Annotated in this window: 22 protein-coding genes; 11 read left to right on the top strand and 11 right to left on the bottom strand. The window is 63.0% G+C overall.

Annotation, left to right across the window (positions count from 1 at the left end):
- Nucleotides 1-27 precede the first annotated feature (27 nt).
- On the bottom strand, nt 28-1113 hold the full coding sequence (locus tag ACXAEH_RS03320) for a cupin domain-containing protein (RefSeq protein WP_475031066.1): 1086 nt from the start codon (nt 1111-1113) through the stop codon (nt 28-30).
- A 163-nt stretch (nt 1114-1276) separates the two neighbouring features.
- Between ACXAEH_RS03320 and ACXAEH_RS03315 the strand changes: the two genes are divergently transcribed.
- The 4 genes from ACXAEH_RS03315 to ACXAEH_RS03300 all read left to right on the top strand — a co-directional run bounded on the left by ACXAEH_RS03315 (nt 1277) and on the right by ACXAEH_RS03300 (nt 7801).
- Complete coding sequence (locus ACXAEH_RS03315) at nt 1277-3550, top strand: NADP-dependent malic enzyme (RefSeq protein WP_475031065.1); 2274 nt, start codon at nt 1277-1279, stop codon at nt 3548-3550.
- Nucleotides 3551-3612: 62 nt separating this feature from the next.
- Nucleotides 3613-4005: a GFA family protein gene (locus ACXAEH_RS03310; RefSeq protein ID WP_475031064.1), complete on the top strand. Its 393-nt coding sequence runs from the start codon at nt 3613-3615 to the stop codon at nt 4003-4005.
- Between the two features lie 263 nt (nt 4006-4268).
- Nucleotides 4269-6158, top strand: coding sequence for a propionate-CoA ligase PrpE (gene prpE, locus ACXAEH_RS03305; protein ID WP_475031063.1), 1890 nt, complete (start codon nt 4269-4271; stop codon nt 6156-6158).
- Between the two features lie 191 nt (nt 6159-6349).
- The gene (locus tag ACXAEH_RS03300; RefSeq protein ID WP_475031062.1) at nt 6350-7801 is read left to right on the top strand and encodes an amidase family protein; all 1452 of its coding nucleotides are present in this window, start codon (nt 6350-6352) and stop codon (nt 7799-7801) included.
- Between the two features lie 508 nt (nt 7802-8309).
- On the opposite strand, the gene ACXAEH_RS03295 is transcribed toward ACXAEH_RS03300, so the two are convergent.
- Nucleotides 8310-9071, bottom strand: coding sequence for an NAD kinase (locus ACXAEH_RS03295; RefSeq protein ID WP_475031061.1), 762 nt, complete (start codon nt 9069-9071; stop codon nt 8310-8312).
- A 169-nt stretch (nt 9072-9240) separates the two neighbouring features.
- Between ACXAEH_RS03295 and glyA the strand changes: the two genes are divergently transcribed.
- Both glyA and ACXAEH_RS03285 read left to right on the top strand, forming a co-directional pair.
- The gene (glyA, locus tag ACXAEH_RS03290; protein WP_475031060.1) at nt 9241-10536 is read left to right on the top strand and encodes a serine hydroxymethyltransferase; all 1296 of its coding nucleotides are present in this window, start codon (nt 9241-9243) and stop codon (nt 10534-10536) included.
- A 125-nt stretch (nt 10537-10661) separates the two neighbouring features.
- Complete coding sequence (locus ACXAEH_RS03285) at nt 10662-11378, top strand: class I SAM-dependent methyltransferase (protein ID WP_475031059.1); 717 nt, start codon at nt 10662-10664, stop codon at nt 11376-11378.
- Between the two features lie 54 nt (nt 11379-11432).
- Here the strand turns inward: ACXAEH_RS03285 and ACXAEH_RS03280 are convergent, their stop codons facing one another.
- The 4 genes from ACXAEH_RS03280 to ACXAEH_RS03265 all read right to left on the bottom strand — a co-directional run bounded on the left by ACXAEH_RS03280 (nt 11433) and on the right by ACXAEH_RS03265 (nt 13595).
- Nucleotides 11433-11720, bottom strand: a complete 288-nt coding sequence (locus ACXAEH_RS03280) for a YiaA/YiaB family inner membrane protein (protein WP_475031058.1) — start codon at nt 11718-11720, stop codon at nt 11433-11435.
- 69 nt (nt 11721-11789) lie between these two features.
- A complete protein-coding gene (locus ACXAEH_RS03275; protein WP_475035509.1) occupies nt 11790-12467 on the bottom strand; it encodes a PspA/IM30 family protein in 678 nt (225 codons plus the stop codon).
- Nucleotides 12468-12562: 95 nt separating this feature from the next.
- On the bottom strand, nt 12563-13159 hold the full coding sequence (locus ACXAEH_RS03270) for a TetR/AcrR family transcriptional regulator (RefSeq protein ID WP_475031057.1): 597 nt from the start codon (nt 13157-13159) through the stop codon (nt 12563-12565).
- A 70-nt stretch (nt 13160-13229) separates the two neighbouring features.
- Complete coding sequence (locus ACXAEH_RS03265; RefSeq protein ID WP_475031056.1) at nt 13230-13595, bottom strand: hypothetical protein; 366 nt, start codon at nt 13593-13595, stop codon at nt 13230-13232.
- A 60-nt stretch (nt 13596-13655) separates the two neighbouring features.
- On the opposite strand from ACXAEH_RS03265, the gene ACXAEH_RS03260 reads away from it, so the two are divergent.
- On the top strand, nt 13656-14456 hold the full coding sequence (locus ACXAEH_RS03260) for an alpha/beta fold hydrolase (RefSeq protein WP_475031055.1): 801 nt from the start codon (nt 13656-13658) through the stop codon (nt 14454-14456).
- Nucleotides 14457-14462: 6 nt separating this feature from the next.
- On the opposite strand, the gene ACXAEH_RS03255 is transcribed toward ACXAEH_RS03260, so the two are convergent.
- The 5 genes from ACXAEH_RS03255 to ACXAEH_RS03235 form a co-directional block, all read right to left on the bottom strand.
- Nucleotides 14463-14651, bottom strand: a complete 189-nt coding sequence (locus ACXAEH_RS03255) for a hypothetical protein (RefSeq protein WP_475031054.1) — start codon at nt 14649-14651, stop codon at nt 14463-14465.
- Nucleotides 14652-14799: 148 nt separating this feature from the next.
- Nucleotides 14800-15111, bottom strand: coding sequence for a non-heme iron oxygenase ferredoxin subunit (locus ACXAEH_RS03250; protein ID WP_475031053.1), 312 nt, complete (start codon nt 15109-15111; stop codon nt 14800-14802).
- 39 nt (nt 15112-15150) lie between these two features.
- Entirely contained in the window at nt 15151-15990 is an 840-nt protein-coding gene (locus ACXAEH_RS03245) for a 3-methyl-2-oxobutanoate hydroxymethyltransferase (protein ID WP_475031052.1), read from the bottom strand.
- 7 nt (nt 15991-15997) lie between these two features.
- On the bottom strand, nt 15998-17026 hold the full coding sequence (locus ACXAEH_RS03240) for a fatty acid desaturase (RefSeq protein WP_475031051.1): 1029 nt from the start codon (nt 17024-17026) through the stop codon (nt 15998-16000).
- A 105-nt stretch (nt 17027-17131) separates the two neighbouring features.
- Nucleotides 17132-17890: a class II aldolase and adducin N-terminal domain-containing protein gene (locus tag ACXAEH_RS03235; protein WP_475031050.1), complete on the bottom strand. Its 759-nt coding sequence runs from the start codon at nt 17888-17890 to the stop codon at nt 17132-17134.
- A gap of 112 nt (nt 17891-18002) precedes the next feature.
- On the opposite strand from ACXAEH_RS03235, the gene ACXAEH_RS03230 reads away from it, so the two are divergent.
- The 4 genes from ACXAEH_RS03230 (at nt 18003) to queE (ending at nt 20894) form a co-directional block, all read left to right on the top strand.
- The gene (locus ACXAEH_RS03230; RefSeq protein WP_475031049.1) at nt 18003-18905 is read left to right on the top strand and encodes a LysR family transcriptional regulator; all 903 of its coding nucleotides are present in this window, start codon (nt 18003-18005) and stop codon (nt 18903-18905) included.
- 230 nt (nt 18906-19135) lie between these two features.
- Nucleotides 19136-19837, top strand: a complete 702-nt coding sequence (gene queC / locus ACXAEH_RS03225; RefSeq protein WP_475031048.1) for a 7-cyano-7-deazaguanine synthase QueC — start codon at nt 19136-19138, stop codon at nt 19835-19837.
- Nucleotides 19837-20190 carry a 6-carboxytetrahydropterin synthase QueD gene (gene queD / locus ACXAEH_RS03220; protein ID WP_475031047.1) on the top strand — a complete coding sequence of 118 codons (354 nt, stop codon included), beginning with the start codon at nt 19837-19839 and terminating at the stop codon, nt 20188-20190. The genes queC and queD overlap by 1 nt, the downstream gene beginning before the upstream one ends.
- Nucleotides 20187-20894 (top strand): 7-carboxy-7-deazaguanine synthase QueE, encoded by a 708-nt coding sequence (queE, locus tag ACXAEH_RS03215; protein WP_475031046.1) that lies wholly within the window; start codon nt 20187-20189, stop codon nt 20892-20894. The genes queD and queE overlap by 4 nt, the downstream gene beginning before the upstream one ends.
- Nucleotides 20895-20902: the final 8 nt, after the last annotated feature.

Below are 20902 nucleotides of genomic sequence, written 5' to 3'. Positions count from 1 at the left end.
GGCCGCGGGCGGCCCAGCGGTTCCGTGTCAGCCCAACACGGTATTGAAAACGCCGGGCAGCGTGACTTCCAGCAGTTCCACATCGTCAGACGGATCGCTGAGGCGGGTCTTCATGCCGGGCGGGATGACAAAGGCATCGCCCTGCTCCAGGCGGTACGGCTCGCGGCCTTCGCCCTCCAGCGTGACTTCACCGTTCATCACAAAGGTGAAGTCGATGTCGGTGTCATGCGCGGCCCATTGCGGATCGCCCGCGCCCCGGCGCACCACCTGCACGCCCGCGACGCCCTTGGTGTTATCCGCAATGGTGGTGTCGCGGCAGATGTAGCCCGGCAGGCGGAACGGCGTCCACTCGGCACCTTCGGCCTTGTTGTAGACGAACCGCTGTCCCTGCCATTCCCGTTCAGGGCGGTAATGCGGCGTTGGCAGGGTCATTTCGTGGTCGATTTCGGTGACATGCTCTGCCGGCACGCCGATCTCGATCACCTGCACGTTGTCGCTGGCCTCCAGCACCCGGTGGCGGATTTCGGGGGGCTGGATGAAGCAATCGCCTGCGGTCAGGCGCATCTTTTTGCCCTGATCCTCGTAGACCACATCGACCCAGCCATGGATGCAGAAGATCAGTTGGAAGCCGACCCGGTGGAAATGCACCATGTCGGGCACCGGGCCGCCGTCGGGAATGCGGATGTGGCTGGCGATGATCGAGCCCCCCAGCCGGTCCGGCACCAGGTCGCGGTAATGCATGCCCGCGCGGCCGATGATCCAGGGCGCCTGATCTTTCAGGCGGCGGACCACGAAACTGTGCACTGTCTCGGGCATCACCATCGGCGGGTGGCGTTCTTCGATCTCGATTTTGGTGCCGTTGGGGGCGGTCAGGCGGCGCTGTCCTTTGGCAAATCCATCAGGATCTTCCGTCAGAATGCGGATTGTGCCGGGGCCTTCCGCGGCGCCCTTTTCTACCCTGAGCCGCAGCCCGTGTCCGGAGAAGACGGCAGTGCGCGGGTCGTCCGCCGGATAGATCATATCCATCTTCATCCCCAAAACCTTGGTGTAAAACGGAATATCGTTGCGCAGTTCATCTGTCGGCAGGCGGAATTCGGCGATTACGTCGCTCATTTTTAACTCCCAATTCATTTGGCAGGAGAGTGGCCTTGCGGCAGTGTGATTGCAAGAACCCGCCGCCGCCTCTGCCGCCGCGTCCATTTGCGTCAGTTTGGGCTAGGTTTCCGGCAGAAAAAATGGTTTAACGCTAAACAATAGAGTTTCCGAGGAGCGCCTGATGTCCGATTCACAGAACCTGCGCCAAGCTGCGCTCAACTATCACGAGTTTCCGCAGCCCGGTAAGCTGGAGATCCGCGCGACCAAGCCGATGGCCAATGGACGCGACCTGGCCCGGGCCTATTCGCCCGGCGTGGCGGAAGCCTGTACCGAGATCAAGGCCGATGCGGCCAATGCCGCCCGCTATACTTCGCGCGGAAATCTCGTTGCGGTTGTATCGAACGGCTCGGCGGTTCTGGGGCTCGGCAACATCGGCGCACTGGCCTCCAAACCGGTGATGGAGGGCAAGGCGGTTCTGTTCAAGAATTTCGCAGGCATTGATTGCTTTGACATTGAAGTAAACGAAAGCGACCCGGAGAAGCTGGCGGATATCGTCTGTTCGCTGGAGCCGACCTTTGGCGCCATCAATCTTGAAGACATCAAAGCGCCGGATTGCTTCATCGTCGAGAAGATCTGCCGGGAGCGGATGGGCATTCCGGTTTTCCACGATGACCAGCACGGCACTGCGATTGTGGTGGGAGCTGCAGCCAAGAACGCGTTGCATGTGGCGGGGAAGTCCTTTGAAGACATTAAGATCGCGTCCACCGGCGGCGGTGCGGCCGGAATTGCCTGCCTGAACATGCTGGTGAAGCTGGGGGTGAAGCGCGAGAACATCTGGCTGTGCGACATTCACGGGCTGGTCTATGAGGGCCGCGAGGAGGACATGAACCCGCAGAAAGCGGCCTTTGCCCAGGCCTCTGACAAACGAACATTGGACGAGGTTGTGGAGGGGGCAGACCTGTTTCTTGGCCTGTCCGGCCCCAATGTGCTGAAGCCGGAAATGGTGGCAAAGATGGCCAAGCGCCCGATCATCTTTGCACTGGCCAATCCGACGCCGGAGATCATGCCGGAACAGGCGCGCAAGGTGGCACCGGATGCGATCATCGCCACGGGCCGCAGCGATTTTCCCAATCAGGTCAACAACGTGCTGTGTTTCCCGTTCATCTTCCGGGGGGCGCTGGACGTAGGCGCGACCGAGATCAACGACGAAATGCAGATTGCCTGTGTCGACGGCATTGCTGAACTCGCCCGCGCCACGACCAGCGCCGAGGCTGCGGCAGCCTATAAAGGCGAGCAGCTGAATTTCGGTGCCGACTACCTGATCCCGAAGCCCTTTGATCCGCGCCTGGTGGCAGTGGTTTCCTCTGCCGTGGCCAAGGCGGCGATGGAAAGCGGCGTGGCCACAAGGCCGATCGAGAACATGGGCGCCTATAAGCAGAAGCTGAACCAGACGGTGTTCAAATCGGCGCTTTTGATGCGTCCGGTGTTTGAGGCCGCCCGCGCTGCTGCCCGCCGTATTGTCTTTGCCGAGGGCGAGGATGAGCGGGTGCTGCGGGCCGCGCAGGCGATCCTGGAGGAAACCACCGAAACCCCGGTCCTGATCGGCCGGCCCGAGGTGATCGAGCGGCGCTGCGAGAAACTGGGGCTGGATGTGCGCCCGGGCCGGGATTTCCAGCTGGTGAACCCGGAAAACGACCCGCGCTATTACGATTACTGGAACAGCTACCACAAGGTGATGCAGCGCAAAGGGGTAACACCGGATCTGGCCAAGGCGATCATGCGCACCAACACCACCGCCATCGGCGCCATCATGGTGCACCGGGGTGAGGCAGACAGCCTGATCTGCGGCACCTTTGGCGAGTACCGCTGGCACCTGAATTATGTGCAGCAGGTTCTGGGCGGCAACAGCTATTCGCCGCATGGGGCGCTTTCGATGATGATCCTGGAGGACGGGCCGCTGTTCATTGCCGACACCCATGTGCGGATTGAACCGACCCCGGCGCAGATCGCCGAAACCGTGATGGGCGCCGCCCGCCATGTGCGCCGCTTTGGCATTGAGCCGAAAATCGCGCTGTGCTCGCAATCGCAGTTCGGCAATATCTCCTGCGACACCGGCTCGCGCCTGCGGGACGCGCTGGAGATCCTGGACGGCAAGCGCCGGGATTTCGCCTATGAGGGCGAGATGAATATCGACACCGCGCTGGACCCTGAACTGCGCGGGCGGATCTTCCCCAACTCGCGGCTGGAGGGTGCGGCCAACGTGCTGATCTTTGCCCATGCGGATGCGGCCTCTGGTGTGCGCAACATCCTCAAGATGCGGGCCGGCGGGCTGGAAGTGGGGCCGATCCTGATGGGCATGGGCAACCGGGCGCATATCGTTTCACCGTCGATCACCGCGCGCGGGCTTTTGAACATGGCCGCCATTGCCGGCACCCCGGTGGCGCACTACGGTTAACCCCGCGGCTGGGCAATTTCCGCTGGCCGCCCATCCCGGGAGGCCAGCAAGGGGGACCAGTCATGAGAGGGCATTGCCACTGCGGCGCCGTGCATTGGGAGAGCCAGGCCGAGGCGGCCTGGAGCTGCTATTGCCACTGCGCCGATTGCCGCCGCAACTGCGCGGCACCTGTCACCGCATTTTTCGGTCTGCCGCATGACGCGGTGGAATGGTCCGGCGCGGCGCCCGCGGTTTACAAGTCCTCGGAGACTGTCGAACGGCTGTTCTGCGGTGCCTGCGGCACCCAGATGGCCTACCGCAATGCGCGCGACACGGTGAACATTCACCTCTACACGGCGACGCTGGAAAGCCCCAGCGATATGCCGCCGCGGTTTCACGTCTTCCACTCCGAACATGTCACCTGGCTGGACCTGAAGGACAGCCTGCCCCGCTATGCAAAATCCGCAGGCGGGTGATTCCCGGTCACACGCCCGGGTTTGCAGCTGCGTTATTTGCAGATTTGCAAATCCGGGCCGTGAGCGCTGATTATTCTGCAGCAAAGCCCGGTTTGCAAAGCCGTCCGCCTGCTAACTGCGGCTTTGCTGTAAACATTTTACAGGCTCCCGGAGTCCAAGGCGTGAAGCTGTAAATTCCTTGACCAACCTTGCGTGGGACCGGCTGAAAACTTGCCCGTTTGCCGCATTCTCGCCTAGGCAGAAGGCAGGAGGAGATGAACACCATGGGATATCAGGACATTTACGCCAGCTGGCAGCGGGACCCGGAAGGTTTCTGGATGGAGGCCGCACAGGCGATCAGCTGGGACCAGGCCCCGAAGCAGGCGCTGTTTGACAAGGGCGACGGGCTTTACGAGTGGTTTGCCGATGCCAAGGTGAACACTTGCTACAATGCCGTTGACCGCCATGTCGAGGAAGGCCGCGGCGAGCAGACTGCCATCATCTATGACAGCCCGGTCACCCAGACCAAACGTGCGATCTCCTATGCCGAGCTGCGCAACCGCGTTGCCACCCTGGCAGGCGCCCTGCGCGCCAAGGGGGTGGAGAAAGGCGACCGCGTGATCATCTACATGCCGATGATCCCCGAGGCGCTGGAAGCGATGCTGGCCTGCGCCCGCATTGGCGCGGTGCATTCGGTGGTGTTCGGCGGCTTTGCCTCCAATGAACTGGCGGTGCGGATCGACGATGCCAAGCCCAAGGCGATCATCGCCGCCTCCTGCGGCATCGAGCCGGGCCGCACCGTGCATTACAAGCCGCTGCTGGACGGCGCGATTGAGCTGGCCGCGCACAAGCCCGACTTCTGCGTGATCTTCCAGCGCGAGCAGGAGGTGGCCGAGCTGACCCCAGGCCGCGACGTGAACTGGCACGGCTTCCAGTACGGTGTGGAGCCTGCGGAATGTGTCCCGGTCGAGGGCAACCACCCCTCCTATATCCTTTACACCTCCGGCACCACCGGTCAGCCCAAGGGCGTCATCCGGCACACCGCGGGCCAGCTGGTGGCACTGAACTGGACCATGAAGAATATCTATAACGTCGATCCCGGCGATGTGTTCTGGGCCGCGTCGGATGTGGGCTGGGTCGTGGGCCACAGCTATATCTGCTATGCGCCGCTGATCCACGGCAACACCACCATCGTGTTTGAAGGTAAGCCCGTCGGTACGCCGGATGCGGGCACCTTCTGGCGGGTGATTTCCGAGCATAGGGTGAAAAGCTTCTTCACCGCCCCCACTGCTTTTCGCGCCGTGAAGCGCGAGGATCCCAAGGGCGGCTACGTCAGGAAATACGACCTCTCCTGCCTGAGCCAGGTGTATCTGGCCGGCGAGCGCGCCGACCCCGACACCATCACCTGGGCACAGGAGCAGCTGAAGGTGCCGGTGGTCGATCACTGGTGGCAGACAGAGACCGGCTGGTCGATTGCGGCGAACCCCTTGGGGATTGAAGAACTGCCGACCAAGCTTGGTTCGCCTGCGGTGCCAATGCCGGGCTATGAGGTGGACATCCTGGATGAAGGCGGCAACCCGGTGGCGCCGGGCGAGCTGGGGGCCATTGCGGTGAAACTGCCGCTGCCGCCGGGTACATTGCCGACGCTTTGGAATGCCGAGGACCGGTTCAGGAAAAGCTATCTCACCACCTTCCCCGGCTATTACGAGACCGGCGATGCGGGCATGAAGGACGAGGACGGCTACCTCTACATCATGGCGCGCACCGATGATGTGATCAACGTGGCCGGGCATCGCCTCTCGACCGGTGGCATGGAAGAGGTACTGGCGGGCCATCCGGACGTGGCAGAATGCGCCGTGATCGGCGTCGCCGACAGTCTCAAGGGGCAGATGCCGGTGGGCTTTCTGTGCCTCAATGCCGGTGCGGACCGCGACCACGGCGACGTGGTGGCCGAGGTCGTGAAGCTGGTGCGCGAGAAGATCGGCCCGGTTGCCGCTTTCAAACTGGCGGTGGTGGTGGATCGCCTGCCCAAGACCCGCTCCGGCAAGATCCTGCGCGGCACCATGGTGAACATCGCAGATAGCACGCCCTGGAAGATGCCGGCAACGATCGACGACCCGGCAATCCTGGATGAGATCACTGTTGCGTTGCAGAGCATCGGCTACGCCAAGTAACGCACGCGTTTCCCGGCGCGGGAAACGGTCAAAAATCCTGCGAGGATTTTTCTAGGCTCCGCCCGAAGGCGGAGCCTGTTTTCCGCGCCGGAAAACAGGCCGGAATTCCCGCGGAATTCCGGCGCGCTGCCGTCCGGTTTCGCTTGCAACTCTGCCCTGCCCGCCTAGGCTGCGGACAAGGAGGCTTGCGCATGACATATCCGGACATCTGGCGCCTGAGCGCTGCAGAGCTGACGGCGCTGACCCGCGCAGGAGACCTGAGCGCGGAGACGGCCGTCGAAGCCTCTGTCAGCCGCATGGCAGAAGTAAATCCGGCCTTGAATGCGGTGGTCGAGGATCTTAGCACTGAAGCTCTGGAACGGGCCCGCGCTCTGGACAAGGCCCGTGCGTCCGGTGCCGAACCAGGACCTCTGCACGGCGTGCCGGTCACCATCAAGATCAATATCGACCAGGAGGGGCATGCCACCTCCAACGGTGTTACCGCGCTGAAGGATCTGATTGCCCCCGCTGACGCCCCGGTTGTTGAGAACCTGCAAAGGGCAGGCGCGGTGGTGATCGGGCGCACCAACACGCCGGAGTTTTCCTTCCGCGCCGATACCGACAATCCGCTGCATGGGCGTACCCATAACCCCTGGGGGCGGCATATCTCACCCGGCGGGTCTTCGGGCGGTGCCGGTGCCGCGGTGATGGCCGGGATCGGCGCGCTTGCCCATGGCAATGACATTGGCGGCAGCTTGCGCTTTCCAGCCGCCGCCAATGGCGCGGTCACCGTGAAGCCGGGCCTGGGCCGGGTGCCCGCCTGGAACCCCAGCCAATCAGCGGAACGCGGGCTGCTGGCGCAGCTGATGTCGGTGCAGGGGCTGATCACCCGTTCGGCAGAGGATTTGCACCTGTCGATGCCCAGCCTGATCGCACCGGACCCGCGCGACCCGTTCCATGTGCCCCTGCCCTGGCGCGGAAAGGCCTTGGACGGCCCGGTCAAAGTGGCCTTCACCCAAAACACCCACGGATATGATCTGCACCCCGAGGTCGAGGCGGCGCTGGATTTTGCCCGCGATGCGCTGACCGACGCAGGCTATGCGGTTGAGGAAGCGGAACCACCCAATGTGTTCGAGGCCGGGCGCACCGGTTACCGGGCGCTGATGGGGGAAATCTATGCGCTGATGAAAGGCGATGTGGATGCGGCCGGCTCGCAGACCGTGCGCGATATCTTTGCGGTCTATTTCCAGGAGTTCCCGCCCTTTGCCGGAGACGAGCTGTTGCAGATGATGGCCAAGCGCACGCATTACGCCAGGGCCTGGTCGCTGTTCCTGGAAGACTACCCGCTGATTTTGTCGCCCTTCCTGCCGCAACCCTTCTTCAAACCGGACCGCGACACCGAAGGTGCGGAAGGGGTGCATGAGGTGCTGGGCTGTGCGGTCTATTCCTATGCAATGAATTTCCTCGGGCTGCCTGCGGCCTCGGTTCCCGCGCGCCTTGCGCAGCTGCCGGCGGGCCCGCAGCCCATCAATGTGCAGATCGCCGCCCGCCGCTGGCGCGAGGATCTGGCGGTTGATGCCTGCGCCGCCATCGAAGCCAGAGCAGGCCGCATGTGCCTGCCGCTTTGGGACAAGATGGAGGTTTCCGGAACAGGCGGCGGCTGACAAATTCCAGCGCCTTACAGCAAGATCGCTGCCCGGCCGTCGGGTCCCCCCCCTGCGCCCCCCCTACTGAAATGGCAGGCGTTGCCGGAGTTTCCCGCCTGCCCGCTCAGGCCGTTTGCTCCTGCCGGCCCGTGCAGGCAAGGCCAAGTCTTGCGCTGGCTGGCCGTGGTGACAAGTGAAAGACGGGCAGGCACTTTCAGCCGCTTAGCCAGCACCCTGAAAACACAAGGTCCCGGGGAACGGACCGAACCGCCCCCGGGGATCTTCCTAACCCAGGTCACTCACTACAAAACGTGCTCAACTCGCCGCATTTAGCGGACCCGGCGTTCTGGCACAGGTTCCGTGGGCTTTACCGGCAAATAACGCAAAACTGGTACAACACAACATACCGGCAGGGCTCTTGGCTCTTTAGCCCCTGGCAGATGCCATCCACATCCGCCTGTGTATAAATGATCGCACAGAATTGTTACCGGGAAGTTCACAAGTTCGTGAATGGCGCGTTAAACGCTTACGTAAACTGCTCGGAAATAAGCCTTTCTTCCAGACCGTGACCGGGGTCGAACAGGATCTTGTGGCGGATGACCGGGTCGGTCCGGATCTCCACCCAGTCGATATCCGCCACCGAAATCGAGTCCGCATCTGCCATCACCGGACGTTTGCCCGCCTCCAGAACGTCAAAGCGCACCATTGCATTGCTGGGCAGCAAGGCGCCGCGCCAGCGCCGCGGCCGGAAGGCAGCGATGGCTGTCAGCGCCAGCACATCAGCACCAATCGGCAGGATCGGGCCATGGGCGGAATAGTTGTAAGCGGTGGAGCCCGCAGGCGTCGAGACCAGCGCCCCGTCGCAAACCAGTTCATCCATCCGCACCCGGCCGTCCACCGAAATTCTGAGCCGTGCTGCCTGCGGCCCGGCACGCAGCAGCGAGACCTCATTGATCGCAAGCGCCTTGTGGACCTTGCCGCGCCGGTCCATGGCAGTCATGGACAGCGGGTTGATGATCTCCTGCTCGGCTTCCTCCAGGCGTTCGATCAGCCCGTCCTCGCGGTATTCGTTCATCAGGAATCCCACGGTGCCGCGGTTCATGCCATAGACCGGCGCCGGGTGATTTACCATGGTATGCAGGGTGCGCAGCATGAAGCCGTCGCCGCCCAACGCCACGATCACATCGGCCTTTTCCGGCGTCTCCTGGCCATAGCGGCGGCTCAGCGTTTCGAGCGCGTCTTGCGCCACGTCCACGTCGCTGGCCAGAAATGCGATTCTCAAACTCATGAAATCTGTTTCCGGTGTTAGGCATGTGGTTCCGAAACAATCACAGCTTTCCGCCGATGGCCATAGTTGCCGTTCTGTCGCAGGGATATGTCGTTTTACGGGGTTCCGGCGCAATGAAGTTTCCGATAGGAAATCCCTCAATTCTGATCCCTACTCTAACGGAGCCACCATGACTGAAGCGACCCGTGACCCCGGCTTTTTCACCCAGTCCCTCTCTGAGCGCGATCCTGAGCTGTTTGCCTCGATCACGGCCGAGCTGGGCCGCCAGCGCGACGAGATCGAGCTGATCGCCTCCGAGAACATCGTCTCGGCCGCGGTGATGGAAGCGCAAGGTTCCGTGCTGACCAACAAATACGCCGAAGGCTACCCGGGGCGCCGCTACTATGGCGGCTGCCAGTATGTCGACGTGGCCGAAAACCTGGCGATCGACCGCGCCAAGGCGCTGTTTGGCTGCGAGTTTGCCAACGTGCAGCCGAACTCCGGCTCCCAGGCCAACCAGGGCGTGTTCCAGGCGCTCTTGAAGCCCGGCGACACCATTCTGGGCATGGATCTGGCCTCCGGCGGCCACTTGACCCACGGTGCGGCGCCGAACCAGTCGGGCAAGTGGTTCAACGCGGTCTCCTACGGCGTGCGCCGCGACGACAACCTGATCGACTACGACCAGTTGGAAGCGCTGGCGGTCGAGCACCAGCCGAAGCTGATCATCGCCGGCGGTTCGGCGATCCCGCGGGTCATCGACTTTGCCCGCTTCCGCGCCATTGCCGACAAGGTCGGCGCCTATCTGCATGTCGACATGGCGCATTTCGCAGGGCTGGTTGCGGCTGGCGAGCACCCCTCGCCCTTCCCGCATGCGCATGTGGCCACCACCACCACCCACAAGACCCTGCGCGGCCCCCGCGGCGGCATGATCCTGACCAATGACGAGGCGATTGCCAAGAAAGTGAACTCGGCGATCTTCCCCGGCATCCAGGGCGGCCCGCTGATGCATGTGATCGCAGGCAAGGCGGCGGCCTTCGGCGAGGCGCTGAAGCCCGAGTTCAAAGAGTACCAGAAACAGGTGAAGGCCAACGCGGCGGCGCTGGCGGATCAGCTGATCCAGGGCGGGCTGGACATCGTCACCGGCGGCACCGATACGCACGTCATGCTGGTCGACCTGCGTCCCAAGGGCGTCACCGGCAACATCGCCGACAAGGCGCTGGGCCGCGCCCATATCACCACCAACAAGAACGGCATCCCGTTCGATCCGGAAAAGCCCACCGTGACCTCGGGCCTGCGCCTGGGCACGCCCGCAGGCACCACCCGCGGCTTCGGCGAGGCGGAATTCCGCCAGATCGCCGACCTGATCATCGAGGTGATCGACGGGCTGGCGGCCAACGGTGAAGAGGGCAATGCGGATGTGGAAGCCGCGGTGCGCGCCAAAGTGGCGGACCTCTGCGCCAGGTTCCCGCTCTACCCGAACCTGTAAGGCCTTGCAGGATTGAGAGACAGAAACCGCCGCAGCCCAGCAGCTGCGGCGGTTTTGCGTTGACAGCCTTCTGTTCGGCGATCAGAACTCCCCCTTCGCGTGCTCTGGGCCAGGGGGGGGGAGTGATGGAAAACGGATGGGACACCTCTGCCGGGGCCTGGATCAGGCTGATGGGAGAGAATGGGGATTTCAGCCGCCAGCATGTTCTGGACGGGCCGATGCTGGAACGGGTGAAGCTGCGCGACAATCCGCGTGTTCTGGACGTCGGCTGCGGCGAGGGGCGGTTTTGCAGGATGGCTGCCCCCTATTCGTCCCAGGTTGCAGGAGTGGACCCGACAGAGGCACTGCTGAACCGCGCACGGACCCTTTCGGACGGTGCCTTTGTCAAAGGCAAGGCTGAGGCGCTGCCTTTTGAAGACGCCAGTTTCGATATTGCTGTCAGCTACCTGACTTTGATCGACATTGCAGATGCCAAGACCGCACTGTCAGAAATGGCGCGGGTCCTGGCGCCCGGCGGGCATCTGCTGATTGCGAACCTGAACGGCTGGGCCACAGCATCGCAGACCAAGGGAAATGGCTGGACCCGCGATCAGGATGGCGCGTCGCACATGTGCGTCGACCGCTACTTCGAAGAGCATTCCCACTGGGGCGAATGGAAGGGCATGCGGATCAGGAACTGGCACCGCCCGCAGGCCTTTTACATGCAGGCCCTGCTTGGAGAAGGTCTGACCCTGACGCATTTCGACGAACCGCTGGCAACCGGCGGAGCGCGTGCGGCCAGCTATAACCGGGTGCCCTACCTGTACCTGATGGAGTGGCAAAAGCCTTTGCCGCCAGTCTGAACGCAAAACCGCTCCGGCCGGTGGCCGGAACGGTTTGCCTGCTGGTGCTTCAGATCAGTAGGAGGAGCCCTGATCCTTCAGCGCGTCTTCCAGCAGTTTTTCGTTGCGGGCTTCCTCGATCTTGCGGATGCGGTCTTCGCTGGAGCGGTTGTCGAAGCGGTACTTCACCACGTTGATCAGGCTCAGTGTCAGCAAGAGCACGCCCATCGCCCAATAGCCCTTGGTTGCCAGCGGCACCTCAGTGGAGAGCCAGAGGGAAATCCCCAGCATCCCATAGGCCAGGCCCACGCCGGCCAGGTTCAGCAGAATGATCAGTTTGTTGTCGGTGTTTTCGTTAAGCATTGAATATCTCCAGGGTCAAAATCAGATTGGCGGGACTGCACGACAGGTGCGGTAAGCAGCTGTTTTTGCTCAGTTCTTGGATTGCAGCCGGCTCAGTACATCGGCGGCGGTGCTGCGGCTGCGGGGGCCGAAGCCTGCGTCGGCCAGATCGTCGGCGATGGTTGTGTTGTTCAGCTCGCCGTCGATTTCGCGCAGGATCTCGCCCTGCTCAAACGGGTCGTCGCGCTGCAACACTTCGCCAATCAGGGCTTCCGCCTCCTCCACTGGGCTGTCGCCGGCCGCATGTTTGCGGATGCGGCGCTGGATGTCCTGCTCGCGCCGGGTGGCGCGGGCGGCAATCGCGCCCTGTTTCAAGTCGGTGATCCGGCGGCTGGCGGTTTCGACCGACTGGCGCAGTTGCAGGATCCGCGTCTCCAGCCGGTCGAGGGTCTGGCGGCGCACCGTCAGTTCGTTCTCCATCTCGGCCACAGCCTGGGCTGCGCTTTGAGCCAGATCCTCGCGCCCTGCCTCAAGTGCTTCGCCGGCCCGGGCCATCAGATCCCGAATGCGCGCTTCCAGCGCCTCCACCTGGCGCAGCTCGCCGCGCTGGCGCTGGATCAGGCTGGCCAGGGTCAGCTTGGCTGCCTTCAGGTTGGCCTCAGCCTCGCGGATCTTCTGGGTGATCAGCTCGATCGAGAAGGTCTCGCGCAGTTGCTCTTCGGCCCGGGCATTGGCACCGGTGATCAGGGTCTTCAGAGTGTTGAACATCGCTTCCTCCGCTTCTTGAACATCGTTCACATGCAGAGTGATCGCACATCCCTGAACGACGTTCAAGAATTATTTTGAACGCCGTTCAAAAAAATCTATCTGTTTCCGATCTGGCAAAGAACCTGGGCAATCATCGCTTCGATTTGTTCCGGCGGCACACCGGAGATCCGCCGCTCCATCCCCAGCAGCACGATGCCATGCACCGAAGAGAACAGCGCCCGCACCATCAAGCCGGTTTCCTCGGGGCCCTTGTCCGGAAACAGCTCCGCCACCGGGCGGGCGATGTTGGCAAACAGTCCCTCCAGTGCTTGCAGGTACCAATCCGGCACCGGCCCCTCCGCCGTCATCTGCAGGTCGAACAGCGCCCGCCACAGATTGGTGTTTTCCACTGCAAACCGCAGGTAGGCGTTGCTCATCAGGATCAGGCGGCGGGTGGGCGGCTCCTGCCCCGCATCCGCAACCGAGGCTTCAACCGCGGCACCCAGGTGCTGGAAGGTGCGGCCGTTCACTGCCATGATGATGGCGGTCAGATCGTCATAAGCATTATAGATCGCCCCCAGTGCGCAGCCTGCGTCCTGTGCCAGATCCCGGGCCCGCAGCGCCCCTGCCCCGTCCCGGGCGATGCGGATCTCTGCCGCTTCCACCAGTTTTTCCCGCAGCGCTGCCTTGCGCGCTTCCACTTTGCCTGCCATGGCGCTCCGCCTTCACTTTTTTTGAACCGCGTTCAAAATACCGGCCGGAGCGGCGGCGTAAAGCGGGAATTCAGATCAGCCCGCGCCAGCGCAGCACGATAACAAGCAGCGCCAGCACCACGAGAACGGAGAACGCCATGCTGCCCAGCACGCCCAGCCAGAATCCTTTGCGGCGGTCGGCAAGGTCGATCTTCTCCAGATGCGCCTTCACTTCACGAGCCGCGCCGCGCAGCGGTTTTTCATCGACGGTCAGCCGCAGTTTGGGATGATCCAGCAGCGGCAGCGCATCCGCGATCTTCATGCCCTGCTTGTAGATCCGGCGGGGAATGCGGCGGCGGACGCGTTTCAACGCGGCGGCCAGGTCGCCCGAGGCATGCTCGCGCTCTTTCAAAAGCGCACGGATGTCTTCGATGTCCTGTTCCAGGCTGGCGGCCATACTGGCACTCTCCCTTTACTGCATTCTGCGCCACACTACTCCGCCAGCCATGCTGCCTCAATGGGGGTGGCAAGCCTTTGCCTGCGCGGCTATCAAGGCGGTATGCTGAACACGATCACACATGGCTCCGCCACGGACAAACCGCCGCTTCTGATTGCCCATGGGCTCTATGGCTCGGCCCGCAACTGGGGTGTTATTGCCAAGCGCCTGTCGGACGAGCGGCTGGTGGTGGCTGCGGATATGCGCAACCACGGCGACAGCCCGAGGACGGACAGCCACACCTACCCGGAGCTGGCGGCGGATCTGGCCGAAGTGATCGCTGCGCATGGCGGACAGATGGATGTGATCGGCCATTCAATGGGCGGCAAGGCGGCGATGACGCTGGCCCTGAACTACCCCGAAGCCGTGCGCCGGCTGGTGGTCGCGGACATTGCGCCGGTGGCCTATGGGCACACGCAGATCCAGTACATCCACGCGATGCGCTCGGTGGATCTGGAAACCGTTCAGCGCCGCCCCGAAGCTGCAGCGCAGCTGGCAGAGGCCGGGGTGGAACCGGCCCTGCAGAGCTTTTTCACCCAGTCGCTGGATATCCCGAACAAGCGCTGGAAGCTGAACCTGGACACGCTGGCGGATCAGATGCCGAACATCATGTCCTTCCCCGGGATGGAGGCGTCATGGGGCGGCCCTGCGCTGTTCCTGTCAGGCGCCGAGTCGGACTATGTGCTGCCGGAGCACCGCGATCTGATCCGCGCCCGCTTCCCCGCCGCCCGCTTTGCCAAGCTGCCCGGCGCGGGCCATTGGCTGCACGCCGAGAAGCCGCGGGAATTTGAGGCCGCCGCACGGGTGTTCCTGAACGCTTGAAGCGCGTCAGGCGCCGCGGGTGTAAAGCTGCTTGGCCACCAGCCAGGCCACCGGCAGACCCAGGACCGCGCCAATAGCTGCCGAGGCCAGAATTGCCGGAACCGTGCTCATTCCTGCAACCAGGACCACGATCACGCCAACGCCTGCCAGGCTGCTGCCGATCAGCGAATAAAGAACGGATGCAAGGCGCAACATGGGGTCTCTCCTATAGCTGCCGAGTCTCTTTGCGTACTTGCATAGGGAGAGCGGCCGGCCGCTGCCTTGATCAGGATCAGATGGCACACCAATCAAAAAAGACGGCCCCGAAGGGCCGCCAGCAGCTGACTATCCGGGGAGGAACTGGTCAGCCGATTTCCACAAAGACCCGGCCGCCTTCAACCCTTACCGGGTAGGTCTTGAGGTCTTCATGCACCGGCGCCGACAGTGCCTTGCCGGTGCAGATGTCAAAGCGGCCGCCGTGCAGCGGGCATTCGATGACGCAGTCGATCACCAGCCCGTCCTCCAGGCTCTGCTCCTCATGGGTGCACATCAGGTCAGAGGCAAAGAACCCCTTTTCGGTGTTGTAGATCGCGTATGACTTGCCCTCATGCTCCCAGGAGATCAGGTCTTCCTCGTCGATGTCATCGGTGGCGCAAGCGTCAATCCATTGGCTCATGCTTTTGGCTCCTGAATATTGTGTTTTGTTGCGGCGGGTTCAGGCGTGAACCGGCGTCCATTTGTCCAGCGCTTCGCGCAACCTCTCGTGCTCGCCGCCGGTCATGGCGACGGTGTGGGCCGCATCGGGGAAGGTTCCGGCCTTCACCTCGTCGCGGAAACCGGTGAGGCCTTTCTCGCGCTCGGCTGCCAGGGCTTTGCGCACCGACAGCATGTCGGCCCAGGCCTTGGCATGGCGCGGCGGGTTTTCGACGTCGCCGCAAATGTCCATCATGAAGGAGAAGATGATGTCGCCGCCCGAGCCCGCACCGATGGAATGCGTGACCAGCGAGGTACGCTTATTGATCTCCTGCAGCGCCTCCACCGCGACGCATTCGACCTCCGCCGCATAGGCGCCGGCATCCTCCAGCCGTTTGAAGTCCTGAAACAGGCGCATCGCCTCTTCCGCGGTCTTGCCGATGGTGCGCAGGCCGCCCACCCGGGTCGACAGCCGCGGCACCAGGCCGAGGTGGCCCTGCACGCAAAGCCCCTCGCCCGCCAGCCGCTCCACGGTTTTCAGTCCGCGCGGGGTGTAGATCGCATCGGCACCGTGTTCGGCGACCCGGATGGCAGCGCGCAGGGCTTCGTCCTCGGTGGCGTATTGCACCATGGTCTGCGAACCGGTGACAAAGGTGTTGGGCGCGCCGCGGCGGATGGCTTTGATATCCACATCGGCGATGGTGATCAGGTCGATCCCCAGCGCCTCCAAAGTGGCGGCCTCTTCCTCGGTCTGGGCATCCACCTGGGTCATCTTCACACCTGCGGCCTTGTTGGCCTGGATGCAGGAGACGGTCAGGTTGCGGCGGGCCGGCTGCCCGCCATAGGTATAGATGGTCTTCATCGCTGCCTCACATGGTCCGCTGCGCGACGCGCTCGACCGGGCCGCCGTCGGTGATCATATGCGGCGCCTGGCGGATGGTGGCGGCCTTAGTCGGGCGGCCCAGGCTGCGGCGCAGCACCACCGACATCACCTCGAGGTTGGTCTTGAAGAACCCCGGATCCGGTTCCGGCAGCTGGTCCTGCACCGCCTCTGCCAGTTTCGGCAGCGCGTGGAACGGCACTTGCGGATACAGATGGTGTTCGACATGGTTGTTCATCTTCATATAGAGGAACTCGGCCAGCCAGTTGCTGCGGAACGAGCGGGTGCTTTCCAGGATCGAGGGCGAGTTCTCCTGCAGCTCCACATGCTGGATCAGGGTGAACAGCAGCATGACAGGCGCGCCCAGAACCCGCGGGATGACGATCAGCCAGACCGGCCACCAGATGCCAAAGAAGGGTGCCGCAGCGATCAGCGCATAGATCGCCAGCATGATGCGCGCGTTGCGGGTCATCTTGGCGAACTCGCCTTCCGGCGTGACCATCTTCATGGTGTCGGTGTAATGGCCCACCGCCAGATGCACAAAGACCTGCATATGGAAGCGCAGCAGCGCAAAACCGGTGATTTCGGCCAGCCAGCCGCCAAAGCCCATTGGCGTGTCAAAGGGCATCTGGCTGTCCTTGCCCACCCACCAAGTATGGGTGTGGTGGTTGGTGTGGGTGTAGCGGCGGTGCAGCGGCTCCTCCATGTAGAGGAGCGATGTGATCCACAGCACCGCCTCGTTCAGCCAGCGGGTTCGGAAGGCGGTGCCATGGGCGGTCTCATGGCTGAAGGAATAGGCAGGCACTGTCAGGAAGATGCCGTGCAACAGCATTGCGGGCCACATCCACAGAGTGCCGAGCGTGGCCCAGACCAGCGTGCAGGTGGCGGCCAGGAAGGCAACCCACTGCGCGATATAGATCAGGCCGGGCTTGTCGCTGCGGGCGGCAATGGATTTGAGCGTCTTTTTGTCGAGTTTCACGCCCGAGGACGCAGCATTTGTAGGAACGTAATCAGGCATCTGGAACCTTCTGGATGGCTGAAGAGGTGTTTCGATTGGATGCAGCAAACCGCCGGGCAGCTGTCGCAACTGCCCGTGGCCTCATTGCCTGCATGGAGTGCCTGCTTAGCTGGCGTAGTTGGAGCCTTCGTCGTCCAGGATCGCCTTCAGCTCAGCCAAATGGCGTTCCGCCTGATCCGGGTAATCCTCCAGCTCCTGCGCGGTTTTCTCGGCGACCGCGTCGCTCAGCACCCGCAGTTTCTGGCCGGTTTGCAGAGCGCGGATAAAGGTCTCGGCGGCGCGCTCGAAGTAGTAGAGGCGATTGAACGTGTCCGCGACGGTATCGCCGATCACCAGCACGCCGTGGTTGCCCATGATCATGGTCTTGACCTTGGGGTCGGTCAGCATCGAGGCGCAGCGCTCGCCCTCGCTGTCAAAGGCCAGCCCGCCGAACTCATTGTCGACGACATAGCGGTTGTAGAAAGTGGCGGTGTTCTGGTCGATCGGCGGCAGGGTGCTGTCGGCAAGGCAAGCCAGCACGGTGGCGTGGATCGAATGCACATGCATCACGCAGCGCGCATGCGGGCACAGGCGGTGGATTGAACCGTGCAGGCCCCAGGCGGTCGGGTCCGGCGCATCGGGGCGGTCCATGGTCTTGGGATCGTTGGCATCCAGGAACAAGAGGTCCGAGGCCTTCACACGGCTGAAATGCACCTGGTTCGGGTTCATCAGGAATTGGCTGCCATCCTCGTTCACCGCCAGGCTGAAGTGGTTGGCCACCGCCTCATGCATGTTCAGCCGTTCGGTCCAGCGGAAGGCCGCGGCCATGTCGACGCGCTCCTGCCAATGGGTGAGGTTCGGGCTCAGGTCCGCTTGCTTGTTCATTCTGGCGCCTCCCAAAAGTTGCTGCACTATTGGTGCCAGCCGCAATCGCTGCTGACAAACGATTGATTCACGCGTAATGCATTAATTGAACTAATGCATAGGTCATGTGTCCATGTCTTCGTCGCTGTCTTCCCCCGGATCGCCCTCACCGTCCCTGCCCCCGCTCACCTGGCTGCGCGCCTTTGAGGCCAGTGCGCGGCACCTGTCGTTCACCCGCGCCGCCGGCGAGCTGAACCTGACGCAATCGGCGATCAGCCAGCATGTGCGCAGCCTGGAGAATTTCCTGGGGCGTGAGTTGTTCATCCGCAAAACCCGCGCCTTGGAGCTGTCGGAGGCCGGGGCCAATTACATGCCCATCGTGCGTGAGGCCTTTGACCTGATTGCGGCCGGCACCCAGGCCTTTACCGGCGGCGATCAGGGGCGGCATCTGGTCTTGCAGTGCAACATGGCGTTCTCGGTGTTCTGGCTGTCGCCGCGCCTGCCCCGTCTGTACGAAAGGTTCCCCTGGCTGGTGCTGAACATCGTGACCCCTATCTGGGATCCGGAGCGCCATGCCAGCTCGGCCGGGACCGAGATCCGCTTTGGCCGTCCGAATGACATGTCGGCGGCCGCGGTCCGGTTGACGCGGGACCGGTTCTACCCGGTCTGTGCCCCGGGCTATCAGGGCGGCGCGGTGGATTTCAGCACCGCGCATCTTTTGGATTGTGCCGGCGTCACAGGCTCTTGGGGCGCGTGGTTCAAGTCCCAGGAGCGGCCGTTAGAACGCAATCACGAGATCCAGCTGGCCTCCACTTATGTAATTGCCATGACCGCCGCGGTGAACGGCGCCGGGATTTCCATGTCGCATGACACGCTGGCGGGCGGGCTGCTGAAGAGCGGCCAGCTGGTGAAAGCCAGCGACCATTCGGCGGAGCTGCTGGAGAACTATTTCCTGCTGCCGCCGCCAAGCCATGCCAGCACGCCGGCCTCGCGGGCGTTTCTAGAGTGGCTGGAGGATGAATTACCGCCAGTGTGAAGCTGAACATCAGGTTCGCGCTCGGCCCTGGGTGGGTGCGAAGCGCCCTCCCGTGGAGAGGGTCGGGCGCGGACCGGGCCATAGGCCCGTCCCAAAGGACATTTTCAACTTTTCCAAACATCACCTGCAAAAAGTGCGCTAACCGCCCGCCTCTTGCGCGTTAAGCCGCGCGCGGCTATATGCGCGGCACCGGTCGCAGCCTACCCGGTCACCAAAACAAGGGTTCAAACATGAAGACTATCGTTATCTGCTCGGGCGGGCTGGATTCCGTTTCGCTTGCCCATCTGGTCGCTGAGGAGCATCAGCTGACCCGTCTTGTCTCCTTCGACTATGGCCAGCGCCACAAGAAGGAACTCGACTATGCCGCCGCCGCAGCCGAACGGCTGGGCGTGCCGCATGACATCATCGACATGCGCAGTATCGGCGCCGCGCTTTCGGGCTCTGCCCTGACCGACGACATCGATGTGCCGGACGGCCACTATGAAGAAGAGACCATGAAGGTCACCGTGGTGCCGAACCGCAATGCGATCATGCTGACCATTGCCTATGGCATCGCAGCCGCAAACGGCGATGACGCCGTGGCAACGGCGGTGCATGGCGGCGACCACTTCATCTATCCGGACTGCCGCCCCGCATTCACCGAAGCGTTCGACGCGATGCAGCGCGCCGCATTGGACGGCTATGCCGACGTGCAGCTCTACACCCCCTTTGTACACCGCACCAAGGGCGACATTGTCACCGCAGGTGCTGCGCACAACACCCCCTTTGCTGAGACCTGGTCCTGCTACAAGGGCGGCGACAAGCACTGCGGGCGCTGCGGCACCTGTGTCGAACGGCGCGAGGCCTTCCACCTGGCGGGCGTTGAAGACCCGACCGGCTATGCCGACCCGGATTTCTGGAAGGCCGCCGTTGCAGGCAAGGACGGCGCCTGATGTTCCGGATCACCAAGGAGTTCCACTTCTCCGCCTCGCATCAACTGACGCACCTGCCGCCCGATCATCAATGCGCCCGGATGCACGGGCACAACTATATCGTGGTGGTCGAGCTGGCAGGCAAAGAATTGAACAGCGATGGCTTTGTGCGCGACTATCACGAGCTGAAGCCGCTGAAGGACTACATCGACGGCACCTTCGACCACCGCCACCTGAACGACGTGCTGGATTGCCATTCGACCGCCGAGAACATGGCCAAGCACTTCTATGACTGGTGCCAGGCCCGCTGGCCGGAGGTGACTGCGGTGAAAGTCTCAGAAACCCCGAAAACTTGGGCGGAGTACCGGCCATGACCCTGCGCATCGCGGAAATCTTCGGCCCCACCATCCAGGGCGAAGGCGCCCTGATCGGGGAGCCAACGGTCTTTGTGCGCGCAGGCGGCTGCGATTACCGCTGCGCCTGGTGCGACAGCCTGCATGCGGTCGACAGCGCCTACCGCCACGATTGGGCGGTGATGGCACCGGAGGAAGTCATGGGCGAAGTGCGCCGCCTGTCCGGTGGCAAGCCGCTTACGGTGTCGATCTCCGGCGGCAACCCGGCAATCCAGGACTTTGCCCCGGTGATCGCCTATGGCAAGGCCGAGGGCTACCGCTTTGCCTGCGAGACGCAAGGTTCGGTCAGCAAGCCGTGGTTTGCGGATCTCGACACCCTGGTGCTGAGCCCCAAGCCGCCCTCCAGCGGTGAAACAGTGGATTGGAAGGCCTTCGACCAATGCCTTGAGGCAGCACAGGGCTGCGGCCAGGCGGTGATGAAGATCGTGATTTTCAACGATAAAGATTACGCCTGGGCCAAGGCCGCCGCCGAACGCCATCCTGAGCTGCCGCTGTACTTGCAGCCTGGCAACCCGGAAGTTGACCCGGAGCTGCCCGTCGACGTGCAGCAAGCCACCGACCGGCTGCTGTGGCTCATCGAAAAAGTAACCGGCGACGGCTGGTTCACCCCCCGCGTCCTGCCCCAACTGCATGTGCTGGTCTGGGGCAACAAGCGCGGCGTCTGAAGATTAGG

Source organism: Leisingera sp. ABM4_060 (genome assembly GCF_056158765.1).
The sequence above is the reverse complement of the archived record's forward strand: the minus strand, read 5'-3'. Positions and strand labels throughout refer to the sequence as shown.